Raw genomic sequence first — 16,727 nt, 5'->3', positions numbered from 1 at the left:
TACTTAATATAAATCAGCAATTGCTTTTTGCAGAGAAGGAAACGTATAAGAAAAATTATTTTGTGTTAATACTTTTGGTTCTACACATTGCCCCTCTGTTATTAAAATGCTCATTTCCCCTAGTAGAGTTTTTAAGAAGAAGCTAGGAATAGGCAACCAATTTGGACGATGCAATTGTCTGCTAATTACTTCTCCTATTTGCTTCATCGTGACAGGTTGTGGAGCTGTAAAGTTTACAGGGCCTTGTATAGTGGGATTATCGATTATAAATAGCATGGCTTTTATACAATCCTCTATATGAATCCAAGAAACCCACTGTTTTCCTCTTCCAATTTTCCCCCCAATAAATAATTGGTATGGCAGCATTAATTTAGGCAATGCGCCACCTTTATTAGATAACACTACTCCAAATCGACAATAAACTGTTCGAATAGAGTAAGTAGTGGCTTTTTTTGCACATTCCTCCCATTTTGCGACAGTAGAAGCTAAAAAATCATCCCCAGGGGAGTATGTTTCATTAAAAGTTATGGTTTCCGATATTCCATAAATGCCAATCGCACTGGCATTTAAAAATAAAGTAGGTTTGTGAGTCAAGTTCTTGATAGTGGTTAAGATGCTGGCTGTGGCATTGATGCGGCTTTCGACAATTTCTTTTTTGCGCTTTTCTGTCCAACGGCCGCTATTTAATGATTTGCCAGCTAAGTTAATGACAACATCAATTTTTTTGTCTTTTAATTCCTCATAAGGCTCTTTTTCATCATGCATCCATTGAATAAAAGTAAGATTATTTGTGTTTTTTTTGTTTTTTAAAGAGCGTGTTAAGCAAAAAATATGATGATTTTCTTTTATTAATTGTTGTATAAGTTTTTGGCCTATTAAACCTGTTCCTCCTGCTATCAAAAAATTCATAAAAGCCTCCTTTTGAAATGTTTTGTTCTGGAAAACAACTTAAAGCATGCACTAATATATTTTCATCATATAATGAAACAAATCGATTCTCCTAATAGGAAGAGTATATGGTTGCATTAATAGTCCTTTTTCTTATGATATATTATAGTGTAACGATGAATAGTATAATCGCCTGAAGTTTGCAAAGGGGGAGAATCGCTTGATTATCAGTAAAATTACAAGACAAAAACAACTTAATGACCGATACAATATTTTTACAATAAAGAACGGCAAAGAAGAATATGCCTTTAGTGTAGATGAAGGAATATTGATTAAATATCAGCTTCAAAAGGGAATGGAAATCGATTCCTTCTTATTAAGTGAGATACAATTTAATGATGATATACGCAAAGGATACAATCAGGCAGTAAATTATTTAGCAAAAGTAAAGCGTACAGAAATGGAAGTCAGAAATTTTTTGAAAACAAAAATAGAAGGAGAGTTTATTGTTGGAGAAGTACTGACAAAACTAAAGGAAATGAAGTTTATTGATGATGAGGATTATGCCTATTCTTATGTAAGGACGCAAAAAAATACGACAGATAAAGGTCCTGAAGTGATTAGGAGAGAAATGAAAGAAAAAGGGATAGATCATCAATTGATTCAAATTTCTATAGAACAAATTTCTTATGAGGAGCAGCTGATAAGTGCCAACAAAATTGCAGTAAAATTAGTTGGAAGCAATAAAAAAGAATCAAAACGGATGCTAATGCAAAAGGTAGAGCAAACATTAAGAAGAAAAGGCCATAGTTCCTCTGTTATCCAAGAAGTAAAAAGTGAGTTGTTGGCAGTAGATGAAATGACGGAAGAATTAGAAGCACTTCGCATTCAAGGAGAAAAAGCGAAACGCAAATATAGTAAATATGAAGGTTTTGAATACAAACAAAAAATGAAGCAATATTTATATAGAAAGGGATTTGCGGTGGAGCTTATTGATCAATATTTTGAAGAAATAATCGAATAAATGGAAGTAAATCTGCTAGAAGAAACTAAATTTTTGCTGAAAATAGAGGATTTCATATAAAATAAAGAAAAAGAGGGGGATTAGTGATGCTTACAAAACGTTATAGTGAAATGACAGAATATGAACTGCGGATGGAAATAGCTTCACTAAATGAAAAAGCAAAAAAGGCGGAGCAATTGGGAATGGTAAATGAATTTGCTGTTCTTGAAAGAAAAGCAGTTTTAGCAAAAGCATACCTTCTTAATCCAAGTGAGATAGAAATAAATGAACTTTATGAAATAGAAGGAGACCCAGGAGTGCTATTTAAAGTGGAATATTTAAATGGTGTGTTTGCATGGGGATTCCGTAATCAAAAAGATAGCAAAGAAGAAGGTATCCCAATTTCATTATTGAAAAAAGGCAAGTAGAAGCATAAAAAAGAGAGAATCAGACTGCCTAAAAACGTTTGCTTCCCTATTGGAATAGAGATATACAACGTTTTTAACCAGTCAGAAATCGTTTGGCGAATTTTTATAGGTAGGAAATCCTACTTGAAGCTTATTTTATAAAATGGCTGTGTTCTAAAAGTTTGTTGCTTGCTTGTTGAATAAGATGAAAAACCGTTTAAAATTACTAATCAGGCTAAATAGCAACAAGCTCTAATACATCATTTATTGGTTTCTCTGTGGGAAGAAGCTTGCATTCTTTCTTGTGGATGGGTATTAATAGTACCATCTGCCCGTTTAGAAGCAAACTCAGGTTTAGCACGCGGTTCACCCTCAAATTTATTTTCGTTTATGTTGTCTACACCTTTAACCATAAGGAACTCCTCCAAATTAGATTGCTTTATTGGTGATGAATAATCACAAACATAGTATTTGTAAGAAACAATAAAAGTATTAGTAATAACAGAAAAAGGAAGAAGGCTATAAAGATGATGCATGATTATCAAAAACGATTAGTAGATAGATTATTGGAATTAAATCAATCCATCTCTGTCATACAGGCACAAACATGGATTGAGTTATTATGGGAGGATTTTGAAAGCACTTATGCAAAAGCTGGCCGTGAATATCAAGGAATGGAAATAACAGAAAAAGTGGTTAGTCAATGGATTGAAAATTATGGAGAAAAGCTTCATGAGTTTGTTGCACAAAATCCAAAGTATAAAGATTTTTTTATGGAAGATAAAAAGAAAATGAATTAATGAAGAAAGGCTGTGCCTAAGCGGGCACAGCCTTAAATGCTTAAAAAGCTGTTAGATTAGGGAAGAAATTAATTTGTTAAAATATCGAGCTTTTTTTGTAATTTTTCTTCACTGAAAATCCAGCCAGTATAAGAAGTAATGATTTGATAGTTCTTATCAAGATGAACGACTGCTACAAATGGGTAATGCCCATTGCTGCGATAGCGCAAATCAATAAAGCGCACTTGGTACATATCTTCAAATTCCTGAACTTCCCATCTGTAGACAGGAGAAAAAGATAGGAAGGCGGAAAGATTTTTATCTTGACGAGCTGCATTTAGTTCAGGTGTTTCAGGAATGGGAATTCGATGGTATTTATCATAAATTTCAATCTGATAGTTATGTGCTCTACCAACATAAAAGGAAGAATCTGTCATTGCAGCAACGCGCCAATGACTATATCGCATAGTAGGTGATAAGATAATTGTCTTCGCATCTGGAATAATACCCAGCACTTTTTTCTTTACTCTTCGCTGTGCAAAATAGCGGAGAAAATAATAGTCGGCTAATACTATATAAACGCCTAAAAATGTATAGCCTGGGTCTGCCCCAAAAGCCCATAAAAACAGGCCGATAATATGAATAATGAAAATGATCGGGTCAAATGTGTTAATAAAACCTAACGCAACCCATTTAGAAGAAAATGGCCTTAGTGCCTGCGTTCCATACGCATTAAAAATATCAACAAAAACATGCAGAAATACAGCTAAAAATGTCCATAACCATAAATGAAGCAAATTTGCTTCTGGAATAAACGGATAGAGCACTGCAATGATCAACAATGGCCATAATAATACTGCAGGGATGCTATGGGTAATTCCTCTATGATTTCTTATATATATGGCATTATTTTTTAACTTTAGAACTGTATCAATATCTGGAGCTTGTGATCCAACTAATGTTGCAATCATTACACCAATGGTTGTTGCATGGCTGCCTGCTACAACTGGGTCGAGTGAAGCAAGACCACCGATTGCAAAACCCATGACAATATGTGTACCAGTATCCAAGAAGAACAACCCCCCCTATAAAATGATCAAGACTGACTTTTACTTCCAAATCTTCTATTAAAAATATCTTTCTTTTTTAATCCATAGAAGCTACACTTTGAAAGTTAGAATATAATTATTTTTATGATAAATCTCAGTATTTAATACGAATATGCAAGCTATAGATAATTAGTGTGCCCCGTTTATTTGTATTAACATTAAAATAGTATGCCCAAACATGCAAGTGATAAGGATAATTATGTTATTCCCCATTTATAAGAAAATTAACACTGTTGGAGGATAAATGTGACGAACAGTAAAATGAATCATGATGAAATAAGCAAAAATATAGATATTAAGCAGTTTAGAGAGGATTTATTAAATTGGTTTATGGCAGAACAGAGAAATTTGCCTTGGAGACAGGATCAAGATCCATATAAAGTATGGGTTTCGGAAATTATGCTGCAGCAAACAAAAGTTGATACAGTTATTCCCTATTTTAACCGTTTTATTGATCAATTTCCGTCCATAGAAGCACTATCAGAAGCTGAGGAAGAAAAAGTTTTAAAGGCTTGGGAAGGTCTTGGCTATTATTCAAGAGCAAGAAACCTTCATTCAGCAGTGAAAGAGGTAAAAGAAAAATATGGAGGGGTAGTCCCTAATACTCCTGAAGAAATTTCGACACTTAGAGGGGTAGGACCATACACAGCAGGAGCAATATTAAGTATTGCTTACGGAGTTCCTGAGCCTGCTGTAGATGGAAATGTGATGAGAGTTCTTTCGCGAATTCTTTCTATTTGGGATGATATTGCAAAGCCGAAGACAAGGAAGATCTTTGAAGAAGCAGTTCGAACGCTGATTTCTCATGATAATCCCTCTTACTTTAACCAAGCATTAATGGAGTTAGGTGCTTTAATATGCACTCCAACTTCTCCTTCCTGTTTGTTATGCCCTGTACGAGATCATTGTCAAGCATTTCATGAAGGGACTCAAACAGATTTGCCTGTTAAAACAAAAACTAAAAAGCAAAAATCTTTAAATCTAGCTGTCGTTATTTTAACAGATCAAGAAGGGAAAACCTTGATTCACAAAAGACCAAGTGAAGGCCTACTCGCAAACCTTTGGGAATTTCCTAATATAGAAATTGTGCAGACGATAAAAAGTGAAAAAGAGCAATTAACAGAACAAATGCTAACCTTATATGGTGCTACAGTAGAAATAGGGAATTTGATTACAAGGATTGAACATGTTTTTTCTCATCTAATTTGGAATATTAATGTATATACCGGAAAGCTTGTAGAACTTGAAGAAGAAAATATTATGTTAAAAAGAGTAAATGAAACAGAGATTGAACCATATCCATTTCCAGTTTCTCACCAAAAAATTCTTAAGTTTGTACCTTGGTCTAAATATAGAGACTAAAAGCTGCAGAAATTCTCGCAGCTTTAGTCTGTTAGTCATAGCTAACTTCTGTGCCATGCGTATAATCAGCTTCATTGTGGTGCAAGCCGCCGCGACTTTCAATTTCTTTGATTATCTCTTGATGAATAGACTGACCTTCTGCATTCAAATAAGGAGTCATTTGCTGCAGGGAATGGTGGAAAAAAGCTAGCTCGCTGTTTTTCCATTTTGTTTTTTCCATCATTGACAGTTCGGTCATGTCTCTGCCGACATACATAATAAACATCCTTTCTACTAAAAAGCGTATATAGGTATTGTGCTTATGTTAATTGCTAACTATGCAGAAAAAGAGGTAAAATGATTAATAAATGTTTGGGAAAGGAAATAACAAAATGACACAAAAAGTAGCGTTAGTAACAGGAAGCAGTAGAGGAATTGGGAAAGCAACGGCGATACGTTTGGCAAAAGAAGGATACGATATTGTAATCAATTATGCGCGCAGCAAAAAAGCGGCTGAAGAAACAGCTGCGGAAATAACAGCATTAGGAAGAAAAGTTCTTCTTGTAAAAGCCAATGTCGGCGATGTGGAAAAAATTAAATATATGTTTGCAGAAATAAAAAAAGAATTTGGCAAACTTGATGTATTTGTTAACAATGCAGCATCAGGTGTTTTGCGGCCAATTATGGAATTAGAAGAATCACATTGGAATTGGACAATGAATATCAACAGCAAAGCTTTATTATTTTGTGCTCAAGAAGCGGCAAAATTAATGGATAATGGCGGGAAAATTGTCAGCATCAGTTCATTGGGAGCTATTCGTTATTTAGAAAATTATACAACGGTGGGTGTTAGCAAAGCGGCTGTAGAAGCCTTAACCCGTTATTTAGCTGTAGAACTTTCGCCGAAAAATATTATCGTAAACGCTGTTTCCGGTGGAGCAGTCGATACAGAGGCTTTAAAGCATTTTCCTAACAGAAATGAACTCTTAGGCGATTCAGAAAAAAGAACGCCTGCAGGACGTCTTGTTGAAATTGAGGATATGGTCAATACGGTTATGTTTTTAATTAGTGATCAAGCAAGTATGATAAGAGGCCAAACTATTATTGTTGATGGTGGAATTTCTTTATTGGTTTAAAATTTTAGAGGGGAGACCCTCTTTTTTTTATTTTAGGCTATATTACAGTTCAGTGTTGATTTTGATACTTTATTGATTGGAGCGAAAGGAGTGAGACTCCTGCAAAGAAGCGAGTCAAAGGGATCTCACAGGCGCATGCTCCCGGACCACCCGCAGAAAGCGAACATCTTTTGCTGCAATCAACAGGCAAGTTTAACAGAGCCCTATTTTATTTTGAATATTGAGATTAATGGATTATAATGGAATTTATTTTTTAGGGATAGAACATCCAAATTCGGGATAAATTAATGAGCGTGGAGGTGATAGTGATGGCTAAAAAAGCTGGTGTTACACAAACAGGAACTAACATTCAAGAAGTGAAACAACAAAACGCTCAATCTGTTGGTCAAGGTCAATATGGTACTGAATTTGCTAGCGAAACAAACGCAGCAGAAGTAAAAAAATACAATCAACAAGCAGAAGCTAAAAAAGCACAAAATTCTAGCAAATAATTGTTGAATAGGTAAAACAAAAGGCACTTTCTTTCCGAGAAAAGTGCCTTTTGTTTGTTTATAGTGTCAGGGTAAAGGTTGCCGTTTATTTAGCCTTGCAAAGCTGTCTAATAAAAAAACATCCCAATTACATAACTTCGACAAAACTTCTTGTATGTCTACACAACTTGTCAAAGGAATATAGGAAGCAAGAACGAATAATATAAAAATAGCAAGAAGCCCATTTGAAAAAAAAAAAAATTAGGATGTGTTTTTTCATGGATTTATTTAACGGTTTGGTTGGAGAACAAATGAAAATAATGGAAAAACTTTTATACTTACAGGGTGAACTAGAGCGTTGTGAAGAAATAGAGATGCAGCTTCTAACGCTACAAAAAGAAACAGAGCTAAAAGAAATCCAAGTAGATATTCAAAAAATGAAAGAGGAATTAAAAGAAATTCATCATATATTTGAAATGCAAACAGAAAAAGTCATCAAAGTGTATCAAGAAAAAGAAATAAAATTAACTTCTGGATAATATTTAAGTATATAGTTTTCAAAAAACAAAGTGTCCTTATATTTTTAGAAATATGAAAATTTTTCAAGCCATTGTATAAATTCAATGGTTCTTTTGTTTTAAATTTTTCTTATAACCGTTATAATAATAGAAAAAAGAGGAATAGTTCTTTGTTGCCTTTGTTGGGTTAGTAGTTTCATTTAAGTATAGTAAGTAGGTTGCAAAGCGTCCACTAATGAAAGCAGGGGAGAAAAATGGTCGTACCTATCGAGGGTGAACCAATACAAATTCATAGTTACAAGCATAATGGGCACATCCATCGAATCTGGGACGAAACAATGATATTAAAAGGGACGCAAAATTTAATTATTGGTGGTAATGATCGAACTATTGTTACAGAATCTGATGGAAGAACATGGGTAACACGTGAACCGGCAATTTGTTATTTCCATTCACAGCATTGGTTTAATGTCATCGGAATGATTAGAGAAGACGGAATTCATTATTACTGTAACCTTAGTTCACCTTTTATTTATGATGGTGAGGCAGTGAAGTATATTGACTATGATTTGGATATTAAAGTTTTTCCTGATATGACTTTTAACTTACTTGATGAAGATGAATATGAACGTCATCGTGCAGAAATGAAGTATCCAGAAGCGATTGATCGTATTTTAAAATTCCATGTGAATCAATTGATTCATTGGATTCGCCAACGAAAGGGTCCCTTTTCACCAGATTTTATTGATTTGTGGTATGAAAGATATTTAACTTACAGAAGTTAATAGTAGTTTTCTTTAAGAAGCTTGTCTTAAATCATGGCAAGCTTTTTCATTTTGTTTCTTGCGCATGTAATGATAAAATGGGTCGTTGTTGAAAATAAGCAAATAGACTCTTGAGGTATTTGATGCAGGAAAAGGCTGATTTTTAGCAGTCGGAAAAATGTTGGGATAGCACAATGCTCTTATGTTTATTAATAAAGAGGATAGGAGAAAAACTTAAGAAATTTTTGATAGAAAAGAGGAGAAATGATTGGATAGTATTAAGAGGTATTTGCATTTTGTTAAACCATATCGAATGCAAATTATTGGAACAATTATTATTGGTATCATAAAATTTGCTATACCACTTCTAATTCCATTGTTATTAAAATATGTAATCGATGATATTATTAATAATCACAGTATCAGCATAGATACAAAAGTGAATCGTTTACTAACTACGATGGTGATTATGACGGTTATTTTTGTCATTCTTAGACCACCTATTGAGTATTATCGCCAATATTTTGCTCAATGGACATCTAATAGAATTTTGTATGATATTCGTGATCAGCTCTTTGCTCACCTGCAAAAACTTAGCCTTAAATATTATTCGAATACAAGAGCAGGTGAAGTGATATCTCGTGTAATCAATGATGTAGAACAAACGAAAAATTTTATTCTGACAGGATTAATGAATTTATGGTTAGATGGTGTAACCATTTTAATCGCTATTGCAATTATGTTTACAATGAATGTGGAACTAACGATCATCTCCATCATACTATTGCCTTTTTATGCTTTATCAGTAAGATACTTTTTCGGCAATTTGCGTACATTAACAAGAGAAAGATCACAAGCCCTTGCTTCTGTACAAAGTTTTTTGCATGAAAGAGTACAAGGTATAGCTGTGATTAAAAGTTTTGCTACAGAAGATCATGAGCAAAAATCATTTGAGAAGTTTAATAAGAAATTTTTAGATAAAGCAGTAGAGCATACTAAATGGAATGCAAAGGCGTTTGCGGTTGTTAATACGATTACCGATATTTCTCCACTGATTGTCATTGCCTATTCAGGCTATCAAGTAGTAACAGGGGAATTATCACTAGGAGCGATGATTGCTTTTTTTGCTTATATTGAACGTTTATACAATCCTTTAAGAAGGATGGTTAATTCGTCTACTTCTATTACTCAATCAATTGCATCAATGGATCGTTTATTTGAATTGATTGATGAAAAGTATGATATTCAAGACGCTGATGATGCGATTCCCTGTAAAGATGTAAAAGGGAAAATTGAATTTAAGCATGTGGATTTTGCTTATGATGTGAAAGATCCTCTTGTGCTTAAAGATGTATCTTTAAGCATTAACCAAGGAGAAACTATTGCCTTTGTGGGAATGAGTGGAGGAGGAAAATCCTCGCTAATCAGCATGATTCCCCGTTTTTATGATGTAGTAAATGGAAGCATCGAATTAGATGAACAAGATATTCGCCACTTTAAAGTCCGCACGTTAAGGGATAAAATCGGGATGGTTTTACAGGAGAATATATTATTTAGTGATTCAATCAGAGAAAATATTCTGATAGGAAATCCAAAAGCAACTGAAGAAGAAGTGATTGCTGCGGCAAAAGCTGCAAATGCCCATGATTTTATTATGCAACTGCCTGAAGGCTATAATACAAAAGTGGGGGAAAGAGGAGTTAAATTAAGCGGAGGGCAAAAGCAAAGAGTAGCTATCGCGAGAGTCTTCCTAAAAAATCCGCCAATTTTGATTTTGGATGAGGCAACTTCTGCACTTGATCTTGAAAGCGAACAGTCGATACAAGAAGCGATTGAATTGCTGGCAAAAGATCGCACCACTTTAATTGTAGCACATCGCTTGTCGACCATTACTCATGCCGATCGAATTGTACTAATGGAACATGGAGAAATAAAAGAAGATGGCAGTCATCAGGACTTAATGGAGAAAAAAGGACTATACTATAATTTATTCCAAATTCAGCAGCTGGGAAATTGATTTCTATTTGGCAAATAAAAAAACGGGCAAATTCGCCCGTTTTTTTATTCTGCTATTGTTACTTCTGGTTCATGTTTATGATGTATTTGAATAGTTGTAATCAATGTATCTAAATGCTCTACATACTCGTCATACTCAATAATGGCTGAAATGATCTGCATGGCATGATATTGCAGCAATTCTTCTTCTGCCCCATTTTGCTGTTTGCAGATTTCCTTGTTGTAATGATTTAATAACAGCAAAAATAATTCTCTGCGGTCAAGGGATATATTGCCCTCTTCAAAAGTAACAGTAGGTTTGACTTTGCCGATAAATTTCAACATAACATGTTCATGGTGATGGATTAAACAGTCTAATTGCTGTTGAATAATATTTTGAAACTCATCTGGCAATGTTAATAACTCATTTTCAAAACGATGCAGTTTCTTTAATGTATAAAAGGATTTTTTAACTGTATTAATCATTTGTCTATAAATAACTAATTTTCGAGCTTTTAGCAAAGTTGTTTTTTTAAAGTAATTTCGTTCTTCTTTATACAATAGAAATAATTGTTCTATTTTAATGATGCGATCAGACATTTTGTCGATATCATTTTTTAATAGATGATGTTCTGACGCGTGTCTGATATTTAATCGAATCCACTTGGTAATTTCTTCGCTAATATCGGATATATTGTTGTATAGCTTATTTTCATATTTTGGCGGCAAGAAAACAAGATTGACAACAAAGGAAGAAAGAATCCCAAGCATAATAGTAGAGAAACGAATAATGGAAAATGTAATGAAATCATCGGTAGGTGATTCCATTATTGCGATTAAAGTGACGATAGATAAAGTGATGGTTTTCTCTAATTTAAGTTTTAAATTTATAGTAATTACGATAATTGCGGCTAAGCCAATAATAAATACATTATTTCCAAAGCTTAGTACAAAAATTACCGCAATAATTGCTCCGATGATATTCCCTTGAATTTGCTCGATTATCGATAAATAGGATCGATAAATAGTCGGCTGTATGGCAAAAATAGCCGAAATTCCAGCGAAAACAGGTGTAGGTGCATGTAATAATTGTGCTAGTAGCAATGCTAGCACGATGGCGATTCCTGTTTTAAGAATACGCGCTCCTAAAGTCATAAATAATTCCTTTCCATACAATTTCAAATTGTATTTTAGTATTACATTTACTTTAAACGAAAAACAATAAAACTAAACAACAATATTGTACTATACAGTGAATAACATGTAACTTCAATAGACATTTGAACGAAAAAATAACTTTTATTAAAAAAAATCAGGTGAAGAATTTAGCAGGAGAAAGATAAAAAATAGTCTAAAAATTTTATCCATTATAAGCGGATTTTTGATCCTACCTCGAGATTTGGAGAAGAAACGAGAAATCTTGTTGGGGGAAACTTGCTGAGTAAAAGCCCGATAAAAAGAATGGAGGCAAGATAGAACCTATATCCTATCTTGCCTCCATTAACAATTAGTGGGGGACGTTCAATCTCCACTGATTGTTAGTTTCACTTTATTTAGATGTAAATAAGAGTGAACTTTTACTCGCTTTATTTTTCTTGTAGTGATTCAAAAGCATTGTTTACCGCATGAATAGTTGCATCGATATCCTCTTCTGTATGGGCAATGGTAATAAACCATGCTTCATATTTAGAAGGAGCAAGCATAACGCCTTGTTCTACCATTAATTTGAAGAATTTACCGAATGTTTCTCCATCCGTATTTTCTGCTTGCTCATAGTTGAAGATTTTTTCCTCTGTAAAATAAACGGTTAAAGCACCTTTTAGCCTATTGATCGTGATGGAAATATTATTATTTTCAGCTGCTTCCAAAATTCCTTTTTCCAACAATGCGCCAAGGCGATCAAGGTGTTCATACACACCATCTTGTTTTAATACCTCTAAACAGGCAATGCCAGAAAGAATAGAAGCGGGATTTCCAGCATGGGTGCCTGCTTGGTATGCAGGACCAATTGGAGCTACTTTGTCCATTATGTCTTTTTTGCCACCATACGCTCCGATAGGAAGACCGCCGCCAATTACTTTTCCAAGGGCAGTCAAATCTGGTTTAACCCCTAAAAGATCTTGTGCCCCACCGTATGTAAAACGAAATGCGGTGATTACTTCATCATAAATAACAAGTGCTCCTGCTTGATGGGTAATATCATTAATGCTTTGCAAAAATCCTTCTAACGGTTCTACGATACCGAAGTTTCCAACAATAGGTTCTACAAGAACTGCTGCAATTTCTTGGCCCCATTTATCCATAGCTGCTTTAAAGCTTTTAATATCGTTAAATGGAACAGTAATAACATCAGATGCTATTGCTTTTGGAACTCCTGCAGAGTCAGGTGTCCCAAGGGTAGAAGGACCTGAACCAGCTGCTACTAATACAGGATCTGAATGGCCATGGTAGCATCCTGCGAATTTAATTAGTTTATTTCTGCCTGTATATGCACGTGCGACACGAATAGTTGTCATCACAGCTTCTGTTCCAGAGTTCATAAAACGAACCTTTTCTAATGATGGGATAGCTTCTTGCAACATTTTTGCAAAGGTAATTTCATGTGGAGTAGGTGTTCCATATAAAACGCCTGTTTCTGCTGCTCGTGTAATTGCTTTGGTGATATGAGGATGAGCATGACCTGTAATAATTGGTCCATATGCTGCTAAATAATCAATATACTGATTTCCATCCACATCAAAGAAATAAGCTCCCTGACCTCTTTCCATTACTACAGGGGAACCGCCGCCTACAGCTTTATATGAACGAGAGGGGCTATTGACTCCTCCAACAATAACTTTTAATGCTTCTTCATGTAATCTTTCTGAATTTGTGTGTTGCATAGTAAACCTCCTATAAACTTTTCTTGCCTGTGCTAAAAAAATAATGGACTTTTATAATTCTAGCACTTTTTAATAGAAGATAAAAAAAAATCCTCTTTGTTTGCCTAAATGTTCTCCTTAATGGAAGAGAATAAAATAAAAGTAGAGGCCTGCAATAGTTATAAGAGAATTGCTCATAATTTTCGAAGTCAAGTAATACATATTAGTACATTCGTGTGTTTTTTTATACTGGGAGGGAGTGGCATGTTTTTTTATTTTTTGTTAGCTTTGACTATTTTTTTTATTATGATGAGCTTACGAACATTGTTTGTTCCCTATCGCCTTAAAGAAAAATGGGTGTCCTTTGAGAATTTTATCTATTTATTTTTTGTATATATCACGATCATGATCGGTTTTGGATTAATTTATACATTATTTCAATTAAATGGTTTTCGTGTTTATTTGGATAGTCAAACGATTGTTTCGCCATTGAATTTTTTTGATACATTGCTGACAGGCATTTATTTTAGCGGTATTACTTTATTTTCAGTAGGATTTGGAGATTTAATTCCAGTAGGGATAGGGAGGATTATCGTGGTGATTGAGGCTTTGATTGGTTATACAATCCCGGCTGCATTTGTTGCTCGTGCTGTATTGGATATGGAGAATTAATAATAAAACTTATTTGCCATTCTTGTTTGTTGAAAATTTCTTGTTGATTCGTTAGTCTTTTAAAGTACAAGCATTGAAAATAGAAGAAAGGGTGAATAGACATGGCGTTATCAATAGGGAATCTAGTTCCAGATTTTGAACTAACAGCAAATACAGGAGAGAAAGTTAGAATGTCTGATTATAAGGGGAAGTATGTTGTTCTTTATTTTTATCCAAAAGATATGACACCTGGATGTACAACGGAAGCATGTGATTTTCGTGATAAGCAAAGTGAGTTTGATCATTTAGATGCAGTTATTCTTGGGATAAGCCCAGATCCTGTTGAAAGACATGCTAAATTTATTGAAAAATATGGTTTGCCTTTTTTACTCCTAGCGGATGAAGATCATCAAGTTGCAGAACTTTATGATGTATGGAAGTTAAAGAAAAATTTTGGTAAAGAATATATGGGAATTGAAAGATCAACTTTTCTGATTGGTCAGGAGGGCAAGTTGATAAAAGAGTGGAGAAAAGTAAAAGTGGCAGGACATGTAGAGGAAGTTTTGCGAACAATATCTTAAACTCGGGCCTAATTTTTGAAAATTAAGGCTTTTGTCCACTCCTATATACAAGTTATGCATACATTATATTAGGGCATACCTCCTCAGATGCATAATTGTTGAAGACCGATATATTCGGTCTTTTTTTTTAGGGATAATGGCAGAGGAATAGAAAAAAATAATCATGAATTATATATGCCTAATTTGAAAAAATAATCATTTTATGGAATAAAAGTAATATTATAAGATAAGTACTCTTGAAAGATAATCATTTTCTTTTGATAAATGAGACAGGTTAATAAGGCTAAATGATGGCAGAAAAGTAGATAAAGTCGCAACTATATTGACAAAAGTAATAAAATGTTAGTACACTAATTATAAATATTATAAAATAAGAATTTCTTTTAGAAATGGGGTGCATGTCTGTGGAACATAATGAGTTAAAGGAAGCTCTTGATAAACTAAAAGAAACAGGAGTGCGCATTACCCCGCAGCGTCATGCGATACTTGAATATTTAATAAGCTCAATGTCACATCCGACTGCCGATGAGATCTATAAAGCTCTAGAAGGTAAATTTCCAAACATGAGTGTAGCTACTGTCTATAATAATTTAAGAGTCTTTCGAGAAGTAAATCTAGTGAAAGAATTGACATATGGTGATTCATCCAGCCGTTTTGATTTCATTACTTCCCATCATTATCATATTATTTGTAGTGATTGCGGAAAAATAGTGGATTTTCATTATCCTGGACTCGATGAAGTGGAACAGTTTGCTAGTCATGTATCAGGTTTTAAAATTAGCCATCATCGTTTGGAGATTTATGGAACTTGTCCAAATTGTTCAAAAAATGAAGCGCACTAATGTATTCTATGAAGAGGTTTCTCATTAAAAGAATCTGACGCCTAGCTGGTGGAAATGATTTTTTAACGAGAGAATCCTCTTTTTTTTATGAAGGAAAAAGTTTAGACAGTATAGTAAATATAATAGATAAGATTTTAGAATACATAATTCTAAGGTAGCAATTATAAAAGTAATGCAGGAATTTGCCTAAATGTGTCGAAATAGTACGAAACAAATTTTTAGAAGAGTTGGAGGAAAAATGATGGAAGACATTCTTCGTCCTATATATCAAGAAAGAGCCAGCCAAGCGAATACCTTGGGGGTTTTAATGATTGAAAAAAGGCAAAAGGAATTAACAGTTACAGATACTTTTGACAGCATTATGTTGATTATTGTAAAGGAAGCAAATCAGCCGGTGTTTGTTAAACATTATATATATAATGAGAAAAAAGCGGCATTGCATATTGTAACAGAGCAGCAATTAAAGCAATGGATATTGCTTGGGAATAATAAAAAGATATTTGAATGGCTCTACAAAGGCAGAGTAATGTTTGACCGAAATGAATTTATCGATAAGTTGAAAGCGGAAATAAAAGAATTTCCTATTAATCAACGTAAACAGAAAATGGGTTTAGAGTTTGCTAAATTAATTAGAAGATATATGGACGGAAAAGCATTTTTTGAAAATAAGCATTATTTAGATGCTTATAATGATGTGGTTCATTCTTTGCATCATTTAGCGCGCCTTGCTGTCATTGAAAATGGATTTCATCCAGAAGTTACAGTATGGAGCCAAGTTAAGCAAATGGAACCTGAAATTTATAAGTTATATGTGGAGCTAGTTAATAGCGAAGAACCTATGGAAAAGCGACTAGAACTATTGTTTTTAGCGAGTGAATTTTTAATTTATTCCAGAACAAAAACGAGTATTCAGCATTTTACAGAGGTGCTTGGGCAAAAAGAGTATTGGTCATTTAATGAGTTGATTCAACAAAAAGATCTTTCTATTTATTCAGTGGATTTAGGTATTTTATTAGAATATTTAATTGATAAAAATATGATAGAAGTAATAACAGTTGAGACGAAAAGTCCAAGTGTTTTTCATCGTTATTATAAGGTGTTAGAAAAAAAATAATAAAATTCGCAAAAAAAGTATTGACCATATTGAAAATAATTGTTATATTTATATCCGTCGCTGAGACAACAAAACATGTTGAAACAACGACGGAAAATAAATTACATAAAACATGTTGACAATAACGTTAACAAATGTTAAAGTAATAAAGTCGCTTGTGAAGCGGTGGAAACAAATTGCTCTTTGAAAACTGAACAAACAAAACGTCAACAATACTCGTTTTATAACTTTGTTATAAAACGAAATAACAAGTAATACAAAAGCTAGA

19 protein-coding genes are annotated in these 16,727 nt (G+C 33.7%); 13 read left to right on the top strand and 6 right to left on the bottom strand.

What is annotated here, in order from left to right:
• Positions 1-3: 3 nt before the first annotated feature.
• Complete coding sequence (locus tag CWS01_RS19365; RefSeq protein WP_101178855.1) at positions 4-909, bottom strand: TIGR01777 family oxidoreductase; 906 nt, start codon at positions 907-909, stop codon at positions 4-6.
• Between the two features lie 199 nt (positions 910-1,108).
• Here CWS01_RS19365 and recX point away from each other — a divergent pair, with 199 nt between their 5' ends.
• Entirely contained in the window at positions 1,109-1,912 is an 804-nt protein-coding gene (recX, locus tag CWS01_RS19360; protein WP_101178854.1) for a recombination regulator RecX, read from the top strand.
• An 86-nt stretch (positions 1,913-1,998) separates the two neighbouring features.
• Entirely contained in the window at positions 1,999-2,319 is a 321-nt protein-coding gene (locus CWS01_RS19355; protein ID WP_101178853.1) for a YfhH family protein, read from the top strand.
• Between the two features lie 239 nt (positions 2,320-2,558).
• Here the strand turns inward: CWS01_RS19355 and CWS01_RS19350 are convergent, their stop codons facing one another.
• Positions 2,559-2,711 carry a small, acid-soluble spore protein K gene (locus tag CWS01_RS19350; protein ID WP_101178852.1) on the bottom strand — a complete coding sequence of 51 codons (153 nt, stop codon included), beginning with the start codon at positions 2,709-2,711 and terminating at the stop codon, positions 2,559-2,561.
• A 117-nt stretch (positions 2,712-2,828) separates the two neighbouring features.
• On the opposite strand from CWS01_RS19350, the gene CWS01_RS19345 reads away from it, so the two are divergent.
• On the top strand, positions 2,829-3,098 hold the full coding sequence (locus CWS01_RS19345) for a YfhJ family protein (RefSeq protein WP_101178869.1): 270 nt from the start codon (positions 2,829-2,831) through the stop codon (positions 3,096-3,098).
• A gap of 68 nt (positions 3,099-3,166) precedes the next feature.
• Here the strand turns inward: CWS01_RS19345 and CWS01_RS19340 are convergent, their stop codons facing one another.
• Positions 3,167-4,147, bottom strand: a complete 981-nt coding sequence (locus CWS01_RS19340) for a metal-dependent hydrolase (RefSeq protein ID WP_101178851.1) — start codon at positions 4,145-4,147, stop codon at positions 3,167-3,169.
• 300 nt (positions 4,148-4,447) lie between these two features.
• On the opposite strand from CWS01_RS19340, the gene mutY reads away from it, so the two are divergent.
• Positions 4,448-5,548 (top strand): A/G-specific adenine glycosylase, encoded by a 1,101-nt coding sequence (gene mutY, locus CWS01_RS19335; protein WP_101178868.1) that lies wholly within the window; start codon positions 4,448-4,450, stop codon positions 5,546-5,548.
• A gap of 31 nt (positions 5,549-5,579) precedes the next feature.
• On the opposite strand, the gene CWS01_RS19330 is transcribed toward mutY, so the two are convergent.
• On the bottom strand, positions 5,580-5,804 hold the full coding sequence (locus tag CWS01_RS19330; RefSeq protein WP_101178850.1) for a hypothetical protein: 225 nt from the start codon (positions 5,802-5,804) through the stop codon (positions 5,580-5,582).
• Between the two features lie 115 nt (positions 5,805-5,919).
• Between CWS01_RS19330 and fabL the strand changes: the two genes are divergently transcribed.
• From fabL to CWS01_RS19305, 5 genes are all read left to right on the top strand, one after another.
• Positions 5,920-6,663, top strand: coding sequence for an enoyl-[acyl-carrier-protein] reductase FabL (fabL, locus tag CWS01_RS19325; protein WP_101178867.1), 744 nt, complete (start codon positions 5,920-5,922; stop codon positions 6,661-6,663).
• A gap of 308 nt (positions 6,664-6,971) precedes the next feature.
• Positions 6,972-7,154 carry a gamma-type small acid-soluble spore protein gene (locus tag CWS01_RS19320; protein ID WP_101178849.1) on the top strand — a complete coding sequence of 61 codons (183 nt, stop codon included), beginning with the start codon at positions 6,972-6,974 and terminating at the stop codon, positions 7,152-7,154.
• A gap of 257 nt (positions 7,155-7,411) precedes the next feature.
• Entirely contained in the window at positions 7,412-7,672 is a 261-nt protein-coding gene (locus tag CWS01_RS19315; RefSeq protein ID WP_101178848.1) for a YgaB family protein, read from the top strand.
• Positions 7,673-7,905: 233 nt separating this feature from the next.
• Positions 7,906-8,436 (top strand): nucleoside tri-diphosphate phosphatase, encoded by a 531-nt coding sequence (gene ntdP / locus CWS01_RS19310; protein ID WP_101178847.1) that lies wholly within the window; start codon positions 7,906-7,908, stop codon positions 8,434-8,436.
• Between the two features lie 247 nt (positions 8,437-8,683).
• Entirely contained in the window at positions 8,684-10,432 is a 1,749-nt protein-coding gene (locus CWS01_RS19305) for an ABC transporter ATP-binding protein (protein WP_101178846.1), read from the top strand.
• Between the two features lie 44 nt (positions 10,433-10,476).
• On the opposite strand, the gene CWS01_RS19300 is transcribed toward CWS01_RS19305, so the two are convergent.
• Positions 10,477-11,565: an FUSC family protein gene (locus CWS01_RS19300; protein WP_101178845.1), complete on the bottom strand. Its 1,089-nt coding sequence runs from the start codon at positions 11,563-11,565 to the stop codon at positions 10,477-10,479.
• Positions 11,566-11,996: 431 nt separating this feature from the next.
• Positions 11,997-13,292, bottom strand: coding sequence for a glutamate-1-semialdehyde 2,1-aminomutase (locus tag CWS01_RS19295; RefSeq protein ID WP_101178844.1), 1,296 nt, complete (start codon positions 13,290-13,292; stop codon positions 11,997-11,999).
• A 243-nt stretch (positions 13,293-13,535) separates the two neighbouring features.
• Here CWS01_RS19295 and CWS01_RS19290 point away from each other — a divergent pair, with 243 nt between their 5' ends.
• The 4 genes from CWS01_RS19290 (at position 13,536) to CWS01_RS19275 (ending at position 16,459) form a co-directional block, all read left to right on the top strand.
• Positions 13,536-13,943, top strand: coding sequence for an ion channel (locus CWS01_RS19290; protein WP_101178843.1), 408 nt, complete (start codon positions 13,536-13,538; stop codon positions 13,941-13,943).
• A 101-nt stretch (positions 13,944-14,044) separates the two neighbouring features.
• Positions 14,045-14,503: a thioredoxin-dependent thiol peroxidase gene (gene bcp, locus CWS01_RS19285; protein WP_101178842.1), complete on the top strand. Its 459-nt coding sequence runs from the start codon at positions 14,045-14,047 to the stop codon at positions 14,501-14,503.
• A gap of 404 nt (positions 14,504-14,907) precedes the next feature.
• A complete protein-coding gene (gene perR / locus CWS01_RS19280) occupies positions 14,908-15,345 on the top strand; it encodes a peroxide-responsive transcriptional repressor PerR (RefSeq protein WP_168714426.1) in 438 nt (145 codons plus the stop codon).
• Positions 15,346-15,586: 241 nt separating this feature from the next.
• Entirely contained in the window at positions 15,587-16,459 is an 873-nt protein-coding gene (locus CWS01_RS19275; protein WP_101178840.1) for a nucleotidyltransferase-like protein, read from the top strand.
• The last annotated feature ends 268 nt before the right edge of the window (positions 16,460-16,727 follow it).

The organism is Niallia nealsonii (assembly GCF_002835805.1).
In the GTDB taxonomy this organism is placed as follows: domain Bacteria; phylum Bacillota; class Bacilli; order Bacillales; family Cytobacillaceae; genus Niallia; species Niallia nealsonii.
This window is presented reverse-complemented; position numbering and strand designations above follow the sequence as displayed.

Excerpts from the sequence above, each read along its gene's own strand:
- CWS01_RS19365 (WP_101178855.1), bottom strand. The coding sequence starts at position 909 with ATGAATTTTTTGATAGCAGGAGGAACAGGTTTAATAGGCCAAAAACTT.
- CWS01_RS19355 (WP_101178853.1), top strand. The coding sequence starts at position 1,999 with ATGCTTACAAAACGTTATAGTGAAATGACAGAATATGAACTGCGGATG.
- CWS01_RS19350 (WP_101178852.1), bottom strand. The coding sequence starts at position 2,711 with ATGGTTAAAGGTGTAGACAACATAAACGAAAATAAATTTGAGGGTGAA.
- CWS01_RS19345 (WP_101178869.1), top strand. The coding sequence starts at position 2,829 with ATGCATGATTATCAAAAACGATTAGTAGATAGATTATTGGAATTAAAT.
- mutY (WP_101178868.1), top strand. The coding sequence starts at position 4,448 with ATGAATCATGATGAAATAAGCAAAAATATAGATATTAAGCAGTTTAGA.
- CWS01_RS19330 (WP_101178850.1), bottom strand. The coding sequence starts at position 5,804 with ATGTATGTCGGCAGAGACATGACCGAACTGTCAATGATGGAAAAAACA.
- fabL (WP_101178867.1), top strand. The coding sequence starts at position 5,920 with ATGACACAAAAAGTAGCGTTAGTAACAGGAAGCAGTAGAGGAATTGGG.
- CWS01_RS19320 (WP_101178849.1), top strand. The coding sequence starts at position 6,972 with ATGGCTAAAAAAGCTGGTGTTACACAAACAGGAACTAACATTCAAGAA.
- CWS01_RS19315 (WP_101178848.1), top strand. The coding sequence starts at position 7,412 with ATGGATTTATTTAACGGTTTGGTTGGAGAACAAATGAAAATAATGGAA.
- ntdP (WP_101178847.1), top strand. The coding sequence starts at position 7,906 with ATGGTCGTACCTATCGAGGGTGAACCAATACAAATTCATAGTTACAAG.
- CWS01_RS19300 (WP_101178845.1), bottom strand. The coding sequence starts at position 11,565 with ATGACTTTAGGAGCGCGTATTCTTAAAACAGGAATCGCCATCGTGCTA.
- CWS01_RS19295 (WP_101178844.1), bottom strand. The coding sequence starts at position 13,292 with ATGCAACACACAAATTCAGAAAGATTACATGAAGAAGCATTAAAAGTT.
- CWS01_RS19290 (WP_101178843.1), top strand. The coding sequence starts at position 13,536 with ATGTTTTTTTATTTTTTGTTAGCTTTGACTATTTTTTTTATTATGATG.
- bcp (WP_101178842.1), top strand. The coding sequence starts at position 14,045 with ATGGCGTTATCAATAGGGAATCTAGTTCCAGATTTTGAACTAACAGCA.
- CWS01_RS19275 (WP_101178840.1), top strand. The coding sequence starts at position 15,587 with ATGGAAGACATTCTTCGTCCTATATATCAAGAAAGAGCCAGCCAAGCG.